The sequence below is a fragment of the Acinetobacter sp. CWB-G5 genome (assembly GCF_019209785.1).
Taxonomy (GTDB): Bacteria; Pseudomonadota; Gammaproteobacteria; order Pseudomonadales; family Moraxellaceae; genus Acinetobacter; species Acinetobacter johnsonii.
The window spans coordinates 375422-394117 of record NZ_JAHUTF010000001.1 but is presented as its reverse complement, the minus strand read 5'-3'; the positions used below and the strand labels follow the sequence as shown (position 1 = coordinate 394117).

Below are 18696 nucleotides of genomic sequence, written 5' to 3'. Positions count from 1 at the left end.
TCTTGGGTTATATTGTGTGGATAAAATAAAAGCCCGTAAACGGACTTTTATCTTTTAGGAGTTTCGAAAACCGATGAGAGGGTTATGGTTGAATATCGGAACCCTTTGTATGATAAGGATTCTTTAAATCTAGTGTCTGTTCAAGCTCATGATCGAAAATGTCGGTGAGCATACTATCGAAGCGTTGAGCATTGTAATGAATCAACTGATCTGCTTCTTCAGGACTGATGAATCCTGATTCAAGTGCATGTTGGATATGTGATTCAAAATCTAAGCCTTTAAATTGCCCTTTAGACTCCGCTTTTTTAAACTTCATCCACAGTGGATCAATTTTTAATGCTGCTTGGAACGCATTTTCCATACGCCCAAAGACGTCATTGGGATCGGTATTGTAAAAAACATGCTGCTTCAGTTGTTCACGGAAAGGATTATTTTCCATGATCGAAAGTCCTAATTGCGTTTTTAGCTGATCACTTGGTTGCTGGGCAACACGACCAAAAGGGAAACAGATGAACTTGACTAAGCAAGCTGCGGCTCGCATAGGAAAGTTTGTAAACAGACCATCGAATGCATCCTGAATTTGGACAAAGGCTTTTTCTAAAGCCAGTTGAGCATGTTGTTGTTCAGCCTCACTACGTTGTCCTTTTTCATAAAACTTCAAAATAGCGGTCGCGATAAATAGATGGGCATGAATGTCGGCTAAACGTCCTGAAAGCATTTCTTTGCGTTTAATATCGCCTGCAAGTAAGCCTAAACACAGGTCTGCGGTTAAAGCGAAGTTGGCACTGAAACGGTTAATGATTTTGTAAAAAGGACGTGAGAAAGCATCTGTCTGTGCGGAAGCATCTGAAGGGCCACCGAATATGCCATAACTGAATGAACGGGCTGTTCGGTTAAAGGTATAAGCCAAATGTTTAAAAAGTAGCGTATCGAAAGGCGCTAAAGTTGCCTTTGTATCTTTTGCTTGAAGGAGTTGAAGTTCTTCATATAAATAAGGATGACAGCGCATTGAGCCTTGACCAAAAATCATTAAAGAACGGCTTAAAATATTGGCCCCTTCAACGGTAATCGAAATTGGGATGGCCTGATAATTCAGTGCTAAAAAATTGCGCGGGCCCATTTGTACCGCCCGTCCACCAACGATATCCATCCCGTGATTGACAATTTTACGCATGGTTTCGGTGGCATAGTATTTGGCCATAGCTGTCATAACAGCAGGTTTTCCACCTTCATTTAAACCACAGGTCACCATATAGCGAAAAGCTTCTAACATATATGCACCGCTGGCAATATCACTGGTGGCTTCTTGCACGCCTTCAAAATGTCCCACAGAAATTTTAAATTGTTGGCGAACTTTGGCAAAAGCACCGACACTTAAATAGGCCATTTCAGCTGAAGCAGTGGAGAGGGCTGGCAAAGAAATCCCACGACCTACGGCTAAGCATTCCATCAGCATGCGCCAACCTTTACCTGCATTTTCCACCCCACCAATAATCCAATCGAGTGGAATAAAAACATCTTGTCCATCGACCGTGCCATTCATAAAGGGTGAACCAGGATTATGTCGTGCACCAACTTGGACACCATCATGGCTGGCAGGTAATAAGGCGCAGGTGATGCCGTATTCAGTTTTGCTTGCATCGCCTAATAGTCCATCAGGATCATACAGTTTAAAAGCGAGACCAATCACAGTCGCAATAGGTGCCAGTGTAATCCAGCGTTTTGAAAAATTCATACGTAAACCGAGTACTTCTTGGCCTTCAAACACACCATAGCAGACCACGCCTGTGTCCGGTATTGCACCCGCGTCTGAACCCGCCTCAGGACTGGTTAAACCAAAGCAGGGGATTTCTTCACCTTTGGCTAGACCTGGTAGGTAGCGTTGTTTTTGTTCCTCAGTTCCATAATGTAAAAGCAATTCACCTGGGCCTAGAGAGTTGGGCACCATACAACTGACGGCAGTGGTCAGTGAACGTGAAGAAATTTTGCTCATGATGCGACTTTGGGCAAAGGAGCTAAACGCACGACCGCCGTATTCTTTGGGAATAATTAAACCTAAAAAGCCTTGTTCTTTGATGTATTGCCATGCTTCAACAGGAAGATCTTTTAAGTGATGATGAATTTCCCATTCATTGAGTAAACCACAAAGGTGTTCAACTTCATGATCTAAGAAGGATTGCTCTTCAGCAGACAGAGTTGGGTAGACATAACCATCAAATTTTTTCCAGTCAGGCGCACCCATAAATAATTCTTTTTCCCACCAACTGGTGCCTGCATCCAATGCTTCACGCTCGGTACTGCTCATACTCGGCATGGCTTTGGCTAAAGCTTTATAGGCAGGTTGCGTGATTAAGGACTTTCGTAATGGATCAATAACCACAATCAGGCTGAGAATAATTAAGGGCAGACCTAGAAGTAATGACCACGGACTGATAAAAATAGCAGCGAAGAGGGATGCAAAAATAATCATTGCAGTTGCCATTAAGCGACTGAGTTCAAAATAAAAAATAGCCCAGAGGATACAGATTAAAAACAGAATGGCGAAAATGAAACCCATTGAAACCTCCCGTTGTTTACACCGTGAGGTGAGTCATACGTTTTATAGAATTCCACGGAAAATAAGGCAAAACGTAGACTAAAAAGGTGTAATAAAATGAATTTGATGTGATGTGTAGCATCACGATTATTTTAGACTTTGAATTAGATTAGGATGTTTATTGAACAATGATTGTGTTAGAAATGTATGAATACGTAATTGAAAAATATAAAGAACGAAGATCGTAATAAAAAAAGCCCTCATATGAGGGCTTTTAATTTTTGCGTTTTAACTGTTTAACACCACAGCAAATTAAGCTTCAATCGTTTGAACAGCAATCTTTTTCGCAGGATCTGCTTTGCGACGTACTGCTGGTACAGGTTCACCATAGTATTGACGGTCAGCGAAGTAGCTTGAACGAACCATCGGCGCTGCCCAAATATTTCTAAAGCCCAGCTTTTGACCATGTGCAGTGTAGCGTTCAAATTCTTCTGGTGTAACGAAGCGATCAATCGGTGCATGCTCTTTTGAAGGCTGTAAATACTGACCAATCGTTACATAGTCAACGCCGTGTGCATGTAAGTCATCTAAAAGTGAAATGACTTCTTCTTCAGTTTCACCAATACCGACCATCAAACCACATTTGGTTGGAACGTCAGGGCAATATTCTTTAAACATTTTCAACAGATTTAAAGAGTGTTGGTAGTCTGAGCCTGGACGCATTGCTTTGTATAAACGCGGCACCGTTTCAATGTTGTGGTTAAACACATCAGGTGGACACTCAGTCATAATGCGAAGAGCAATGTCCATACGACCACGGAAGTCAGGTACCAAAATCTCAAGTAAAGTATTCGGGCTTAATGCACGTGCTTCTTTAATACAGTCAACAAAGTGCTGTGCACCACCGTCAAGTAAGTCATCTCGGTCTACAGAGGTGATCACGGCATATTTTAAACCTAAGTTTGAAATTGTTTCAGCCATGTGACGTGGTTCGTCTGCGTCTAGTGCATTTGGACGGCCATGTGCCACGTCGCAGAAAGGACAACGACGTGTACAAATGTCACCCATAATCATAAAGGTTGCCGTACCGCCACCAAAACATTCGGGGAGGTTTGGACATGCAGCTTCTTCACAAACGGTATGCAGTTTTTGTTCACGTAGGGTTGATTTAATGCGTTGCACTTCTTCGGGTGCTGCCATTTTTACGCGAATCCAATCCGGCTTGCGTGGCGTTTCAACCGTAGGAATAACTTTTACAGGTATACGCGCGACCTTTTCTGCGCCACGAAGTTTGATACCCTGCTCAGGTTTACGGTTTTCAGACATATTCAACTATTCCACTGTTTTTGACGGGGGAGATGCTAAAAATAGCAGTATTAGTATAGCGGAAATGCGAATTGATTGGGCGGAAATACTATTCATTTACTAAATGTGGTTATCACTTAATATATGTAAGCTAAATACAGCAAATTGCCTGCAATTACGTCATAATATGCCCAAGATAAGTAATAAGTTTTTGAAGAAGGAGCGTTGAATGCCACGTAAAAAAGAGGTCGTTGGTGGAACTTTCGTTAAGTACGATGCGGTCGTTCTAGGTTCAGGCCCTGCGGGTGAAGGCGCGGCAATGAAACTTGCCAAATCTGGAAAGCGTGTTGCGATTGTGGATGTACGTGAGCAGCTCGGTGGTAACTGTACCCACGTGGGGACCATTCCAAGTAAAGCTTTACGTCAAACGGTATCGAGTATTATCCGTTATCGCCGCGACCCAATGTTTAAAAAAATGGGTGACTGGCGTCAGTTTACAATGAAGCAAGTGCTTCAAAATGCACATAAAGTGATTCAACAACAGGTTGATACCCACTCACGTTTTTATGACCGCAATAAAATTGATATTTACCATGGTCGTGCCTATGTTCAAGACCAAAATACGGTTTTAGTGTTTAGCCCTGAAGGCATCAAAGAAACGATCATGTGCAAACAAATCGTGATTGCAACGGGTAGCCGTCCATATCGTCCTGCGGCGCTTGATTTTAATCATCCGCGTGTATTCGATTCGGACAAAATTTTAGACCTTGATTATTCGATCCAAAAAATCATCATTTATGGTGCGGGTGTCATTGGCTGTGAATATGCGTCTATTTTCATTGGACTCGATCATAAAGTTGACTTGATTAATACACAGCACAAATTGTTGAGTTATCTAGACGATGAAATTTCTGATGCTTTGTCTTATCACTTACGTCAACAAGGTGTTTTGATTCGCCATAATGAGCAGATTGATCATCTTGAAACCTATGATGATCACGTGGTGCTACATTTACAAAGCGGTAAGAAAATTAAAGCAGATGCTATTTTGTGGTGTAATGGTCGCTCAGGAAATACGGATGGCTTAGGCTTAGAAAATGTGGGTATTACGCCAAACAGCCGTGGTCAAATTACAGTCAATGATCAATACCAAACCGAAGTGGAAAATATTTATGCTGCGGGTGATGTGATTGGTTGGCCTTCACTGGCTTCTGCTGCATATGACCAAGGTCGCTGCGCAGGTGCAAACATGAGCGGTGAAGTGGGTGTAGAACCTGTGGTTGATATTCCGACAGGCATTTATACCATTCCAGAAATTTCTTCGATTGGTAAAACTGAACAAGAGTTAACTGAAGAAAAAATTCCGTATGAAGTGGGTCAAGCTTCTTTCCGTCATTTGGCGCGTGCGCAAATTACAGGTGACACAGTGGGTGAGTTGAAAATTTTATTCCACCGTGAAACTTTGGAAGTGCTGGGTGTACATTGCTTCGGTAATAACGCTTCGGAAATTATTCACATTGGTCAAGCGGTGATGAATAGTCCAAACAATACCATCAATTATTTCGTAGAAACGACGTTTAACTATCCAACGATGGCTGAAGCGTATCGTGTAGCGACCCTAAATGGTATGAACCGTTTGTTCTAATTTTTATAGTATTTTCAGAGACCTGTAAGTTTAGACTTGCAGGTTTTTTTATATCTAAAATTGCTATTTTTTATTGTAGGTATGTCTCAATGTCTAAAACTTTTCACCAATTTGTGCGGTGGTAGGTGAGTGCGACAAGTAAGGGGGGAGGGAGTAACTTTGCTTATGAGATACAAGTAATTTTGTGGGTACCATGTTTCTTAGCGTAGAACATGGAAAGAATAATCCAGTGATATGGCGTAGCAGATATTATTAGACATAAAAAAACCAACAAAGTTGGCTTTTTTGAATTGGGCTGCGACGTGAAATCAGTTACAGGATGAACTGATGTAAGAAGTAGGCAGAAATCATCATGCCTAACACAAAAAACATGCACGAATAAGCGTCAAGCTGATAACGCTTTTCTAATTGATGTTCAACATGCTGTATATTTTCTTCTTGCATAATTTTCATGGAAGTTTTTATTCCGATTTAATTATCGTTAAAATCCTATTGCATGTTTGTATTTTTAACATAAAAAAATGCTTAAATAAAGTACTAATTAAAAATAATCAGATCTCTACTATACATAATCACTTAAATATTCAAGTTTATGCTGTGTTAATCCAGAAGCCAGTAGCTACCAATAACTAACTATCTGAAAGTCATAGAACTTAGGATTTTATTATTCATCGTTAAAATAAGATAATTGAATTTAAAACTGTGGATAAAAGTTCTTTTAAATGAATTTAAAATAGCAAGAGATAATAAAATATGTGGATAAGTTTTATACAAATGAATTCAAATTAAAATAAATCGTACTGATATAAATAAAAAAGCCAACGCAGACTATACATCGATCTTGCATAGTTTACGTTGGCTTGTTTTTATAAATTATTGATTTAATGCATAAATGTTGGCTTGAATCCAAATATTGCCGCGAATGTATTGTCCAATATTAAAGTTGGCGTACTCTGGATTTTTAGTGGCAATACGAATCAGTGTTGCAGGTTGGTTGTCTTCGTGAATCAAGGCAACATCAAGCAGAGTGTAGTCTTGTTCCATAAATTGCATGCTGGTTTTGCCAACAATATTCCCTTGGAACCATGCTTCATCTTCCTGACCGATCTTTTCGCCATACAAATAAGCGACCATTTTTGAAAAATCGACAGTCACAGGTTCTTTGTCATCATCCGACTTTGGTTCCCATGCATCAATCTGTTCTTGCAGGTTTGCAGGAGCAATGCCGTTGTTTGCTGCCAAAATATCGTTCAAGGCACGATGATGTTTAATCGATGCAGGGTCATCAACCACCAGTTGCTCGTGTTCTGCGACCGCTTCTAGTTCATATGCCCATGCATTGAGATGTGCAATATAGGTTTGGTCTTTTTGGTATTGAGCATGATTGACACTATATAAGCTGTCATAAGCGTAGACGATGCTGTTATTGCCTAAGTTTAAACGTAAAACGGCTTGTGTGTTGGATTCACCGCGAATGATGCGTTCAACCACAGCAGACACTTTATAGGGGCTATTAAAACTTGGAAATGCAGTTTTAACAGCCTTGGGTTTATTGTCTTCAACCGCGATGACTTGAGTCAGCTGAACAGCCGCTTGACTTGGACCTTGAATGAGCCAACAACCCGCATCCATATCTTGTTCAGTCTGGCATAAACCCATCGGCATGATTGGTGCATTTAAAGCTAAACCTAACCATTTAGGGACATCTTGTGCAGGGTTATCTGTGAGTAAATTCCAATGCTCGACGTGGCTACCAAAGTTTTGGTCATCAATGGTGATTATTTCTGGACTATTTTGATTGTTCATATGCACGATTGAATGAGGTTATATATCCCTATTAAATCGAGGGTTATTTCTATATTTCAAGTCCTATATTCTATTTTTACTAGAAAATCATCAAAAAAGACTAAAGCCTTACTTTATTTGATAGACAAAAGAACAAAGTATTTTCATCTGATACTTAAAAAGTATGAAGCGAGCTTTGTATAGGTGATTTTGAGCGATTTTATCTATTATGCTCAAGCACTGAGTTTGTTAGACTAAGGTAGTTTCTTTTGTTTATGGATGTGCAGTGCTGCCATTTAAACTCTGGGTCGATGCAGATGCATTGCCTAAAATTTTACGTGAAGTGATTTTACGTGCTTCAGATCGTTATCAGCTTGAAGTGACCTTTGTGGCCAATCAAAATGTCGGGATTACGCCTTCCGTTCGTATAAATTCAATTCAAGTGATGAGCGGGGCCGATGCCGCGGATAAAGAAATCATCGAACGCATGAAAGAGAATGATATTGTGATGACACAAGACATTCCGCTGGCAGCACAGGTGATTGAAAAGGGTGGAATCGCAATTCACCCACGTGGTGAAATCTATACTACCGCTAATGTCAAAGCCCGCCTACATTTACGTGATTTTATGGATTCATTACGTGGAGCAGGTGTAAACACGGGTGGGCCACCACCTATTTCTGAGCGTGATAAACGCGAATTTTCTAGTTCTTTAGACCAAACCATTCAAAAGCAAAAACGCAAAACTGCCATTTAGCATTGAGCTGATTATGTCTTCTAAAGCCAATCTGATGGCAACCTATGGATTATTGGTTTTTATTTGGTCCACAACGCCTTTAGCGATTGTGTGGAGTGTGACCGATTTACATATGCTGTGGGCGTTGGTATTACGTTTTTTCATTGCGCTGCCTTTGGCTATTTGTTTGTTATTGGTTTTAAAGCGACATTTCCCTACCGATAAAGTTGCTTGGCATAGTTATTTGGCTGGTTCTTTTAGCTTGATTGGCTCGCAGTTTTTTACCTATGTGGCGACCAACTATATTAGTTCAGGCATGATTGCATTGATGTTTGGCTTAGCACCGATTATGGCAGGGTTGATCGGGCGTTTTTACTTTAAGACTTATTTGAGTGCGATGCAGTGGCTTGGAATGTGTATTGCACTGCTGGGACTTGCGATAATTTGCCTTGCAGGTACAGCACAGCATGTCCATCCGTTTGGGATTGGACTGATGTTACTTAGTGTATTTTCTTATGCAGCCTCTATTTTCTGGGTGAAAAAAGTCAATGCGAATATTGAACCCGTTGCACAAGCGACAGGTTCAATTTTGGTGTCGACATTGGCGGCTATATGTATTGTGCCTTTTATTTGGCAGCATGCACCGCAGCAAATGCCCGATTTGAAAACTTGCTTGGCGCTGCTATATACGGTCGTCATGGCGTCATTGATTGCGATGTTCTGTTATTTTAAATTGGTACAGAAAATTCAACCTACGACTTTATCGCTGACTACCGTTATGACACCGATGATTGCTTTATTTATAGGTGCTGTGCTGAATCAAGAAAAACTCTCGATGATGGTGATTTTGGGTGCAGTGGTTTTACTGTCAGGTTTGTTTGTTTACTTTTATAAAGATCTTCAGGCAAGTCGGACACTTGCCCAAAAGTTAAAAAGCCAAAACTAGTCCAAGGTTCTGGCTTTAATGATCTTCGACAGCCAAAGAAATACAGTCGGCCAATTTGACACGATCTTGCGGGTGCAAGGTAATAAAGTATGCTCCAGTACGGCACTTGCCATTTTCCTCTTCATTGCTGTACACCACTTGTGCAATCGCGGCAATATGGAAGAAGTTTTCAGGGTGGCTCAAGGTTAAGTGGATATAGGTACCATCTTGAATTTGTTTTTCGCTATAGAAACTCAAACCACTTTCAGAAAAATTCACATGTTCAGGCGTAGGTAACATGGTTTGTACAATTGTGTCGTATAAAGACCCCGTGATCAGGTTTAATTTCTGGTTAAATAGGGATAAGATTCGAGCAATTTGTTGATCTTTTTCAGATAATTGTTCTAATTCGTAGTTTAGTGCATGATCAAATTGATCTAATTCTGCGAGTAGTAGAAAATAGCGCGGTAAAACAAAATTAGGATCGTAAGGGTCATTCAGGGCAACATCATCAGAAATGATCTGATAGTTAATTCTCAAGGCCGCATCGATTCGTGACATCACACGACGTTCTGGTTGAACGTTTTGATGCTGTAAATTTTCCATAATTATGACCTCGGACTAGATGGTATGTTTAAACCAATCTCGCTGTATATAGGGTTGAGATATACTCGCGCACGGCGTAGCAACCACTTTATTTCTTTTATTGCACTGGTTTCGATGATCGGTCTAACACTGGGTGTGGCTGTACTTATTACAGTCTTATCTGTAATGAATGGTTTCGACCGAGAGTTGAAAACACGTGTACTTGGAATGATACCTCAAGCCACTGTTTCTTCAACACAAATTTTAACAGATTGGCCTGAACTTGCAAAAAAAATTGAGACAAAGGAACACGTCACAGGCGTAGCACCGTTTACTCAATTGCAGGGGATGCTTACGGCACAAGGCCAAGTGGCTGGAATTATGGTCACGGGGATCGAACCTCAATATGAAAAAAAGGTTTCGATTATCCAAGACCACATGGTTGAAGGTGGTATTGATAACTTAAAAAAAGGTGAGTTTGGTATTGTTTTAGGCAAACAAATGACCGATGCCTTAGGTTTAGGTTTAAATGATAGTGTGACTTTGGTTTTACCGGAGGCAACACCATCACCAGCGGGTGTGGTACCGCGTTTTAAACGTTTCAAAATTGTGGGCATTTTCAGCATTGGTGCTGAGGTCGATTCGATGATGGGCTACATTGCCTTGAATGATGCATCAACGTTGTTACGCTTACCGGATGGCGCGCAAGGCATTCGCTTGAAATTGGATGATATTTTTGCAGCACCTAAAGTAGCTGATGAAATTGTGATGGATCTGCCAAGTGGTTTTTATGCCTCGAATTGGACCTATACTCACGGCAATTTGTTTAGTGCGATCCAAATGGAAAAGGCTATGGTGAGCTTATTACTCTTCCTGATTGTCTTGGTGGCTGCATTTAATATTGTGTCGTCCTTGGTAATGGTCGTGACCGATAAAAAATCGGATATTGCCATTTTACGTACGCTTGGTGCCTCACCTGCAACTATTACCCGTATTTTTATGGTTCAGGGCACGATTATTGGTGTAATTGGTACGGTATCGGGCGCGATTCTCGGCATTGTTTTCGCCTCTGGAATTAGTGGTTTTGTAGGTTGGTTAAACAATGTGATGGGACTTCATCTGTTTGATGCCTACTTTATCAATTACTTACCATCGTATTTAAGATGGCAAGATGTATTAACCATTGTGTCCCTGTCTTTAATTTTAAGTTTCCTTGCAACAATTTATCCTGCAATGCGTGCTGCAAAAATCCAACCAGCGGAGGCATTACGCTATGAGTAAAATTGTTTTAGAAGCGCAAAATATTGAAAAGCATTTTACTGATGGTAAGTCGACTGTTGAGGTGATTAAAGGTCTATCTTTACAAGTCAAAGCAGGTGAATTTGTCTCGATTGTGGGGTCGAGTGGTTCGGGTAAAAGTACTTTGTTACATGTCTTGGGTGGTTTAGACCGTCCGAGTTCGGGCCAAGTGTTTTTGCAGGGCAGTCGTTTTGACAGTTTAAATGAAGCTGAGCGTGGTTATTTACGTAACGAACACTTAGGTTTTGTTTACCAGTTTCATCATCTGTTGCCTGAATTTACTGCTTTGGAAAATGTGGCAATGCCATTGATGTTACGTCAAGGCACCAACTTTAAGGATGTACAAAAGCAAGCCGAATATTTACTCGAGCGTGTAGGATTGACGCATCGTTTAACCCATAAACCAGGTGAGCTTTCAGGTGGGGAACGGCAACGTGTTGCATTAGCGCGTGCATTGGTGGCCAAGCCTGCGTTGATGATGGCAGATGAACCGACAGGCAACCTAGATCGTAAAACAGCAAGCATAATTTTTGAGCTGCTGATGGATTTACGTCAGGAGTTCAATATGGCGATGTTGATCGTGACACATGATGAACAACTGGCTCAGTCCGCCGATTCTATTTTGCATATGCAAGATGGTCTTTGGGTCAATGATTAGGCTAAGTGTTGATAAAAATATGAGATAAAGCCACTATCTATTGAAGCCCACTTTGGTGGGCTTTATTATGGCGCCAATAAAAAAAAATAACTGAATAAATAAATGAAGCTTTTATATGCTGCTGCTTGGATTGTAGGAATTGCATTGATGGGGCAGACCGTTCCCATTCTAAATCACCTTTTTTATCCAGTGCTGATTTTAGTCATCGTACTTTTGCCGTTACAGTTTTTTTTCTTTAAGTACAAACACGCCCTTATTTTGCAGCTTATAAGTGGGCTGATTTATTCCATGTTGTTTTTAACTGCGGGATATCATTATGCACAATCGGCTTTGCAGCAGCGTCTAGCTTATAAAGAAACAAAAGTTGAAGATGCTGAAATTATTGTTTATATCGCAAAAATTAACCAACTGGGTGCTGAGACCATTCAGCAAGAAATACAGGTCTTGAACCGACATGTGCAACCAGTGCAGTGGTTGGGTTTTCAAAAAAGGATCTCAGATCAACAAGAGGTCTTGGAACTTGGGAAATACTACCGATTGACAGGAGAAATTCGTCCTGCACATAGTTATGCGGTGCAAGGTGTATTCGATGTTGAGCAGTGGTATCTGCAACGTAATCTCATGTCGGGTTTTAAACTCAAGCAAATACAACCCTTGTCTGAGTCAGAAATTTATGCGTTAGGCTATACCCATTATTTAAGAAAACAGCAGGGCGCACTCAATAAAATTCAACTGGGTATAGAACATCAGCGGTTAAACATTCGTCATTTTATTTATACTCAGCCTTTAAGCCATAAGGGCTTAATTCTAGCGCTCCTGACTGGGGATGAAAGTTTCTTAGATAAGGAGACGACAGTATTTTTTCAACGTTTTGGTATTAGCCATTTATTAGCGATTTCTGGGCCACATGTGCTGATCTTTGCCGTGATGCTGTGTTGGCTGTTACAAAAGGTGCTGAATCGTTATTGGTCACAGATTTTTTTAAAAATCCCACGACCTTATCTATTGTTACTGCCATTTTGTTGCTGCGTATTGCTGTATTGTGCCTTTGTAGGTTTTGAGATTCCTGCACTTCGTACTTTACTCAGTTGTTTCTGTTTAAGTGTGTTGATTTGGCTCAGGCAGAAAATTTCAGCTTTGACGTTACTCTTATTGAGTGCATCACTCCTTTTACTGTTTGATCCTTTTTCAATTCTATCAGCTGCCTTTTGGCTGTCCTATGTTGCATGCTTTGTGCTTTTACGCATTTATCAAACCACTATTCGGCTGGATTTGACTCGCCCGCAGTCTTGGCAGAAAAAACTTGTTTTTAGCTTAAAACTTTTGGTTGAGTCGCAGTGGAAAATATTTGTGGCTCTGATGCCTTTGGTGATTATTTTCTTCAAGCAAGTCTCATGGGTGAGTCCAATCAGTAACCTTGTCGCTATTCCATTGATCAGTTTGTTGGTTGTGCCACTGGAGGTTTTGGCAGCATTTACTTTTTATTTTTTTGAACCGCTAAGCAGCTTTTTGTTTCAGATGGCGGACTGGGTGCTGGTATTTTTATTGGGCATACTCAATGTACTGGATGCGCTACTACCGATTAAGTTATACCCGATTGCTCTCAATACTTGGCAAGTCATTTTACTGATTGTGCTTTTAATCATTGTTTTTATGCCCAAACCGAGCCTACCAAAATCATGGCTGGTACTAGGTTTGATTCCTTTGTTGGGGTTTAGCAGCCAAAACCGTCCTTTTGAGTTAATCGTACTTGATGTCGGTCAGGGACAAGCGGTGTATATGCAGCATGGTCACCAGCATGCCATGATTGATGTTGGTGGCTCCTATGATGAATCGAAGTTTAGCATTGCTAAGCAGATTATTCAGCCATTTTTATCGCAGCAAGGTGTGAGCCAATTAGATCAGCTGATACTTACACATTTGGATCAAGATCATAGTGGAAGTTATGCCACATTAAAAAATGAGTTGTCGATCAATCAAGTTTACTCTAATCAGCAATTGGATGTGGCAACGACGTCAAACTTTAACTATTGCCAACAAGGTCAGATCTGGCGCTGGTCTGAACAAGTAGAAATCAAAATTTTGTCGCCGAAAGCCAATCAATTGGCACAAGTGCCGTATCAGCAAAATGAGTTATCTTGTGTGGTCTATATACAGGTGAAGCATGTACAGCCTTATCAATATTTTCTGCTTATGGGAGATGCAGGCTGGCAAACCGAGTTTCAATTATTACAGGATTATCCAAACTTAAAAGTTGATGTATTGATCTTGGGTCATCATGGCAGTCGACATAGTTCAGCCTATGCGTTCTTAAAACATTATCAACCGAAATTAGCAATTGCCTCAGCAGGGTTCAATAACCGTTATGGACATCCAAGTACAGTAACGCAAACTCGTTTGAAAGCTTTAAATATCCCACTCTTAACAACAGTAGAGCAAGGTAGTATCGGTTTTATTGTGCAGCCTACAGGGATTATTGAACTGACGACACAACGTCAGACTCGACAGTGGTTGCAGTCGACTGAATCTGTTGTTCCATACGCAGTTGCTCTAAACGCGTCACAGCCTCATTAAAGGGAAGGTTATACAGTGCTCGAAGTTTGGGATTGGCTTTAAAGCGCTTATAGGTCCAATGATAATGCTCTGGGTGACGACGAATCAGGTCTTCAATGGCTTGGTGAATGACGAAGGTGCCATCATTGGCTGTACCTTGATAAATACTTTCACTGATTTCTTCAATGTACATATCAAAGCCATCGTCATTACGAATAGCATAGAGCAGTAAAGCCTTGGCTTTGGTTTTTTGAATCAGTTTGGCGCTCAGGTTACTTGAAGCCAAAGGAAAGCCAAAATAAGGAATCATTTCCCCGCCTTGTTTTGGGGTATGATCGGGTAGAATTACGGTCGTCCCCCCTTGTTTGAGTGCCTTAAAAATTTGGCGCACCCCTGATTCATCGGTCGGGACAAGATGAGCGCCTTCACGGCTGCGTGCCTCACGAACAAATAAGTCAGCGCCAGGATCCTTAACTGGCTTGTACATAATGGTCATTTCAGTAAATTGGGCGACATAACTATTCATAATTTCCCAAGTCCCAAAATGAGGTACGATTAAGACTAAACCTTTTTTAGCAGCAAGCGCCTCATGTAGTAAATGTTCGCCATGTATTTTTTGGACGCGTTCAATATTTTTCTGATTGCTTGAACCCCAAATACTAAAAAACTCAAAATAGGTGGTCAGTTCATTACGTACTGCTTGCTTCGCAATCACTTCGCGTCGCTCATCACTCAGCTCAGGCAGCGCAATTTTTAAGTTGAGTCTGAGAGCATCATTGTTTTTACTGATTTTTAAAAGATTGACTAAGCCTGCTAAACCTTTAGCAAAAAAACGTGCAAATTTAATAGGTTGTTTGCTTACAAAACGCAGTAAACGATAAGTCGAGTTTTGCTCTTGTGCTTTAGTCATTCTTTAGAGTCAATGGTACATGTGGATAAAAACATAAAATATTATAGGCTAAAATAAACGGTTTCGACAGTTTTCTACAAATCAGTGTATATAATGAGGGCAATTTTATTCAAGTTTGGATTGTTATATGTCCGATTGGCCACCAAAACCAGAAAATGAAACGCCGAAACAACTGCCTGTACATGAACAGCCGACAGGAAACGAATGGAAACTTTTAGAGAAAGCAGTTTTAGCTTCAGTTGAAGAACAACGTCGTGCACGTCGCTGGGGTATCTTTTTCAAATGTCTAACTTTTGCCTACCTTTTGTTTATTCTGATAGCCATGACCAAGAGCTGTTCGACCAGTGGTACTGATGCAACTGCATCTAAACATATTGCTGTAGTTGATATTGTTGGTACCATTGCCGCTGATGAGCAAAGCGTAAACAGTGATGACACGATTAAGTCATTAAAGAAAGCTTTTGAAAATAAACAAAGCCAAGCGGTGGTGCTCAATATTAATTCACCGGGCGGTTCTCCGGTTCAGTCGGATGAAATCTGGCAAGAAATTCAATATTTGAAAAAAGCGCATAGCGATAAAAAATTGTATGCGGTGATTGGTGATACAGGTGCATCAGGTGCTTATTATATCGCATCTGCTGCGGACGAAATCTTGGTAAATCCTTCGAGTTTAGTGGGTTCAATCGGTGTGATTATGCCGAACTATGGGGTGAATGGTCTCATGCAAAAACTGGGTGTTGAAGACCGCACCATGACCTCTGGTCAAAACAAAGCTTTATTGTCAATGACACAACCCGTTAACCCTGCGCAGCGTGCACATGTTCAAGGTGTACTTGATAATGTACATGAGCATTTTATTAATGCTGTGAAACAAGGTCGTGGCAAAAAGTTAAAGTCGAACGATCCTGCACTCTTCTCAGGTCTTTTCTGGACAGGTGATCAGGCGGTCAAACTGGGTATTGCTGATCGTATTGGTAATTTACATACTTTAAAACGTGAACTAAATACCGATAAAGCAATGGATTATACGGTGGTACATAGCCCACTAGATGCTGTATTAGGCCGTTTAGGTGCATCTATGGGAGCTGGTTTTGCATCTTCACTTTCAAATCAAATGCAATCTGAACAGACCACGAAACTCCAATGAAACCTTTAATTCATTTTGCGCACGCCAATGGCGTGCCTTCTAAGGTCTATCAGAAATTATTTGATTTATTGTCAGATCAGTATGATGTGATCTATGTCCCTTTACTAGGACCAGATAAAAACTACCCGATTGATAACCATTGGAAAAGCTTAACTCAGCAAGTGATTGACAGTATTGTTCGTCAGGCACAGGGTCGTAAAGTGATTGGTTTGGGACATTCATTAGGATCAGTGTTGACGTTTCAGGCGGCGTTACAGCGTCCTGAGCTATTTCAACAAGTCATCATGATGGACCCGCCTTTGATCATGGGCAAAGCCTCATTTGCATTACACTTTGCGAAAATGTTGAAGTTAAAAATGGTTGATACCATGTCACCAGCAGCGCTATCTTTACGGCGTCGTGACCATTGGGAAAGCCGTGAGCAAGCAGCTGAACTTTTACGTCCAAAAGGTTTTTATAAAGACTTTGATTCAGACTGTTTTCAAGCTTATATTGACTATGCTTTAACGGAAGATCGTGTCCGTGGTGGTGTTGAACTTACGATTGCAAAAATGGATGAAGTTCATATCTTCAGAACCAATCCCTCTTTATGGTGGCTGCCTCAGTGCAAACCACAAGTGCCGATGCATTTAATGATTGCTAAAAAAGGTCCTTTTATTGGTCCAGGTTTTCCACAAATAGTGAAAAAGAAATTTGGCATTCCTTATCAAATCGTTGAGGGAAGCCATATGTTTCCTTTGGAGCGACCAGAGGAAACGGTTGCTCTGATTAAGACGCTGATTCAAGAAAATGTTTAATAGTACTTTTCAGTAGCCATAAAAAACGCCCCCTTGGAGGCGTTTTTTATTTTTAAAATTTGCAAAACTGAATTGGCTCGTGCATCAGTGTATTGCGGTAGAGAACACCTTGGTCTGTATGCTGAATCGTTTGTGTACAAATCCACTCTACCACTTGCGGGTAGATGATATGCTCAAGCGTATGTACACGCTGGGCCAAACTATTCACACAATCATGTGAACCAACTTTCAGTACACCTTGTGCCAAAGCTTGACCTGCATCAAGTTCAGCCGTCACATAGTGCACGGTACAGCCATGCAGTTGATCGCCAGTATTCAGGACGCGCTGATGAGTATGCATACCTTTGTAATGCGGTAGAAGAGAAGGGTGAATGTTGATCATTTTCCCTTCCCAAGCACTGACAAATTTCTCACTTAAAATACGCATAAAGCCAGCAAGAACCACCAAGTCCACATCCCAATCGAGCAATTGTTGATGCATGACATCATCAAAAGCTTCACGATGAGGATACTGTTTGTGCTCAATGACTGCTGTTGCAATACCTGCATTTTCAGCACGCTGTAGCGCATAGGCTTCAGGTTTGTTGGAAATCACACCCACAATTTGGCCTGATAGATTGGCATCAATCAAGGCTTGAAGGTTTGATCCACTTCCTGAAACCAGAACAGCAATTTTAATCATATGGCTTAAGCGAATATCACGCGGATTTTTTCGTCTGCGCCTTCAACTGACTCAGCATTGTCAGCGATATGTCCCATAGTGAAAGCTTTTTCACCAAGGCTATTGAGTCGTTCAACTGTTTTATCCGCATCAGCAGCATCAACAACTAAGACCATGCCTACGCCACAGTTGAATGTGCGATACATTTCAAACTGTTCAACACCACCTTCACGTTGAAGAAGTTTAAACAATTCTGGCCATTCCCAAGATGCTTCATTCACAACAGCTTGAGCTCCATTCGGCAATACGCGTGGTAAGTTACCTGGTAAACCACCACCAGTAATGTGCGCCATTGCGTGTACATCAACTTCTTTTAAAAGTTGAAGAATAGGCTTCACGTAAATACGTGTTGGTTCCATTGCAACATCAGCAAGTGGGCGACCATCAACGATTTGCGTCAAGTCAACGTTTTTCACATCTAAAATTTTACGAAGTAGAGAGTAACCGTTTGAGTGAGCACCACTTGATGCAACACCAATTAAAACGTCACCCGCTTTGACTTTAGAGCCATCAATAATTTTGCTTTGCTCAACTACGCCTACACAGAAACCTGCCAAGTCGTAATCTTCGCCTTCATACATGCCAGGCATTTCGGCAGTTTCACCACCAACCAATGCGCAACCTGCAAGTTCACAGCCTGTACCGATACCAGTAACTACGTTTGCAGCCACATCTACATTAAGATGGCCAGTTGCATAGTAGTCAAGGAAGAATAATGGCTCAGCGCCACATACAAGAAGATCGTTTACACACATTGCAACCAAGTCTTGACCAATCGTGTCATGACGGTTCAAATTCAATGCTAAACGTAATTTTGTACCAACACCGTCTGTGCCAGATACGAGAACAGGTTCTTCATAACCTTTAGGGATTTTACAAAGTGCACCGAAGCCACCTAATCCGCCCATTACTTCAGGACGAGTAGTACGCTTCGCGACAGATTTGATACGATCGACTAACGCGTCGCCCGCTTCAATGTCGACACCTGCATCTTTGTAGCTTAAACCAGTGTTTGGGGTAGAAGTTGAGTTGCTCATAATGAAGTCTCCGCATTCGCGGGGCGATTATACCTGAATATACGAAACACATATGTT

16 protein-coding genes are annotated in these 18696 nt (G+C 41.1%); 8 read left to right on the top strand and 8 right to left on the bottom strand.

The window, feature by feature from the left end; genetic code table 11:
- Positions 1 to 82: 82 nt before the first annotated feature.
- Positions 83 to 2557, bottom strand: coding sequence for an acyl-CoA dehydrogenase (locus KVY11_RS01965; protein ID WP_218287935.1), 2475 nt, complete (start codon positions 2555 to 2557; stop codon positions 83 to 85).
- Between the two features lie 291 nt (positions 2558 to 2848).
- A complete protein-coding gene (gene lipA, locus KVY11_RS01960) occupies positions 2849 to 3862 on the bottom strand; it encodes a lipoyl synthase (RefSeq protein WP_004693928.1) in 1014 nt (337 codons plus the stop codon).
- 208 nt (positions 3863 to 4070) lie between these two features.
- Between lipA and sthA the strand changes: the two genes are divergently transcribed.
- Positions 4071 to 5486 carry a Si-specific NAD(P)(+) transhydrogenase gene (sthA, locus tag KVY11_RS01955; RefSeq protein WP_004693926.1) on the top strand — a complete coding sequence of 472 codons (1416 nt, stop codon included), beginning with the start codon at positions 4071 to 4073 and terminating at the stop codon, positions 5484 to 5486.
- A gap of 312 nt (positions 5487 to 5798) precedes the next feature.
- Here sthA and KVY11_RS01950 read toward each other — a convergent pair whose 3' ends face one another.
- Positions 5799 to 5939: a hypothetical protein gene (locus tag KVY11_RS01950; RefSeq protein WP_004693924.1), complete on the bottom strand. Its 141-nt coding sequence runs from the start codon at positions 5937 to 5939 to the stop codon at positions 5799 to 5801.
- Positions 5940 to 6359: 420 nt separating this feature from the next.
- Positions 6360 to 7292 carry a hypothetical protein gene (locus KVY11_RS01945; RefSeq protein WP_183175290.1) on the bottom strand — a complete coding sequence of 311 codons (933 nt, stop codon included), beginning with the start codon at positions 7290 to 7292 and terminating at the stop codon, positions 6360 to 6362.
- 265 nt (positions 7293 to 7557) lie between these two features.
- On the opposite strand from KVY11_RS01945, the gene KVY11_RS01940 reads away from it, so the two are divergent.
- Together KVY11_RS01940 and KVY11_RS01935 are read left to right on the top strand one after the other, a co-directional pair.
- Positions 7558 to 8028: a YaiI/YqxD family protein gene (locus KVY11_RS01940; RefSeq protein WP_004693920.1), complete on the top strand. Its 471-nt coding sequence runs from the start codon at positions 7558 to 7560 to the stop codon at positions 8026 to 8028.
- Positions 8029 to 8041: 13 nt separating this feature from the next.
- Entirely contained in the window at positions 8042 to 8953 is a 912-nt protein-coding gene (locus tag KVY11_RS01935; protein ID WP_183175291.1) for a DMT family transporter, read from the top strand.
- Positions 8954 to 8968: 15 nt separating this feature from the next.
- Here the strand turns inward: KVY11_RS01935 and KVY11_RS01930 are convergent, their stop codons facing one another.
- Complete coding sequence (locus tag KVY11_RS01930) at positions 8969 to 9538, bottom strand: PilZ domain-containing protein (RefSeq protein ID WP_176537472.1); 570 nt, start codon at positions 9536 to 9538, stop codon at positions 8969 to 8971.
- A 24-nt stretch (positions 9539 to 9562) separates the two neighbouring features.
- Between KVY11_RS01930 and KVY11_RS01925 the strand changes: the two genes are divergently transcribed.
- The 3 genes from KVY11_RS01925 (at position 9563) to KVY11_RS01915 (ending at position 14048) form a co-directional block, all read left to right on the top strand.
- The gene (locus tag KVY11_RS01925) at positions 9563 to 10798 is read left to right on the top strand and encodes a lipoprotein-releasing ABC transporter permease subunit (protein WP_004693914.1); all 1236 of its coding nucleotides are present in this window, start codon (positions 9563 to 9565) and stop codon (positions 10796 to 10798) included.
- Positions 10791 to 11474 (top strand): lipoprotein-releasing ABC transporter ATP-binding protein LolD, encoded by a 684-nt coding sequence (gene lolD, locus KVY11_RS01920; RefSeq protein WP_218287934.1) that lies wholly within the window; start codon positions 10791 to 10793, stop codon positions 11472 to 11474. Before KVY11_RS01925 ends, lolD begins: the two co-directional genes overlap by 8 nt.
- 102 nt (positions 11475 to 11576) lie before the next feature.
- A complete protein-coding gene (locus KVY11_RS01915) occupies positions 11577 to 14048 on the top strand; it encodes a DNA internalization-related competence protein ComEC/Rec2 (protein WP_218287933.1) in 2472 nt (823 codons plus the stop codon).
- On the opposite strand, the gene KVY11_RS01910 is transcribed toward KVY11_RS01915, so the two are convergent.
- On the bottom strand, positions 13948 to 14937 hold the full coding sequence (locus tag KVY11_RS01910; protein ID WP_218287932.1) for a lysophospholipid acyltransferase family protein: 990 nt from the start codon (positions 14935 to 14937) through the stop codon (positions 13948 to 13950). The genes KVY11_RS01915 and KVY11_RS01910 overlap by 101 nt on opposite strands.
- A gap of 127 nt (positions 14938 to 15064) precedes the next feature.
- Between KVY11_RS01910 and sppA the strand changes: the two genes are divergently transcribed.
- Both sppA and KVY11_RS01900 read left to right on the top strand, forming a co-directional pair.
- Positions 15065 to 16084, top strand: coding sequence for a signal peptide peptidase SppA (gene sppA / locus KVY11_RS01905; RefSeq protein WP_125273058.1), 1020 nt, complete (start codon positions 15065 to 15067; stop codon positions 16082 to 16084).
- A complete protein-coding gene (locus tag KVY11_RS01900; protein WP_218287931.1) occupies positions 16081 to 16881 on the top strand; it encodes an alpha/beta fold hydrolase in 801 nt (266 codons plus the stop codon). Before sppA ends, KVY11_RS01900 begins: the two co-directional genes overlap by 4 nt.
- Before the next feature lie 52 nt (positions 16882 to 16933).
- Here the strand turns inward: KVY11_RS01900 and purN are convergent, their stop codons facing one another.
- Positions 16934 to 17563 carry a phosphoribosylglycinamide formyltransferase gene (gene purN / locus KVY11_RS01895; protein WP_114837635.1) on the bottom strand — a complete coding sequence of 210 codons (630 nt, stop codon included), beginning with the start codon at positions 17561 to 17563 and terminating at the stop codon, positions 16934 to 16936.
- Positions 17564 to 17568: 5 nt separating this feature from the next.
- Positions 17569 to 18639, bottom strand: a complete 1071-nt coding sequence (purM, locus tag KVY11_RS01890) for a phosphoribosylformylglycinamidine cyclo-ligase (protein WP_058869323.1) — start codon at positions 18637 to 18639, stop codon at positions 17569 to 17571.
- Positions 18640 to 18696: the final 57 nt, after the last annotated feature.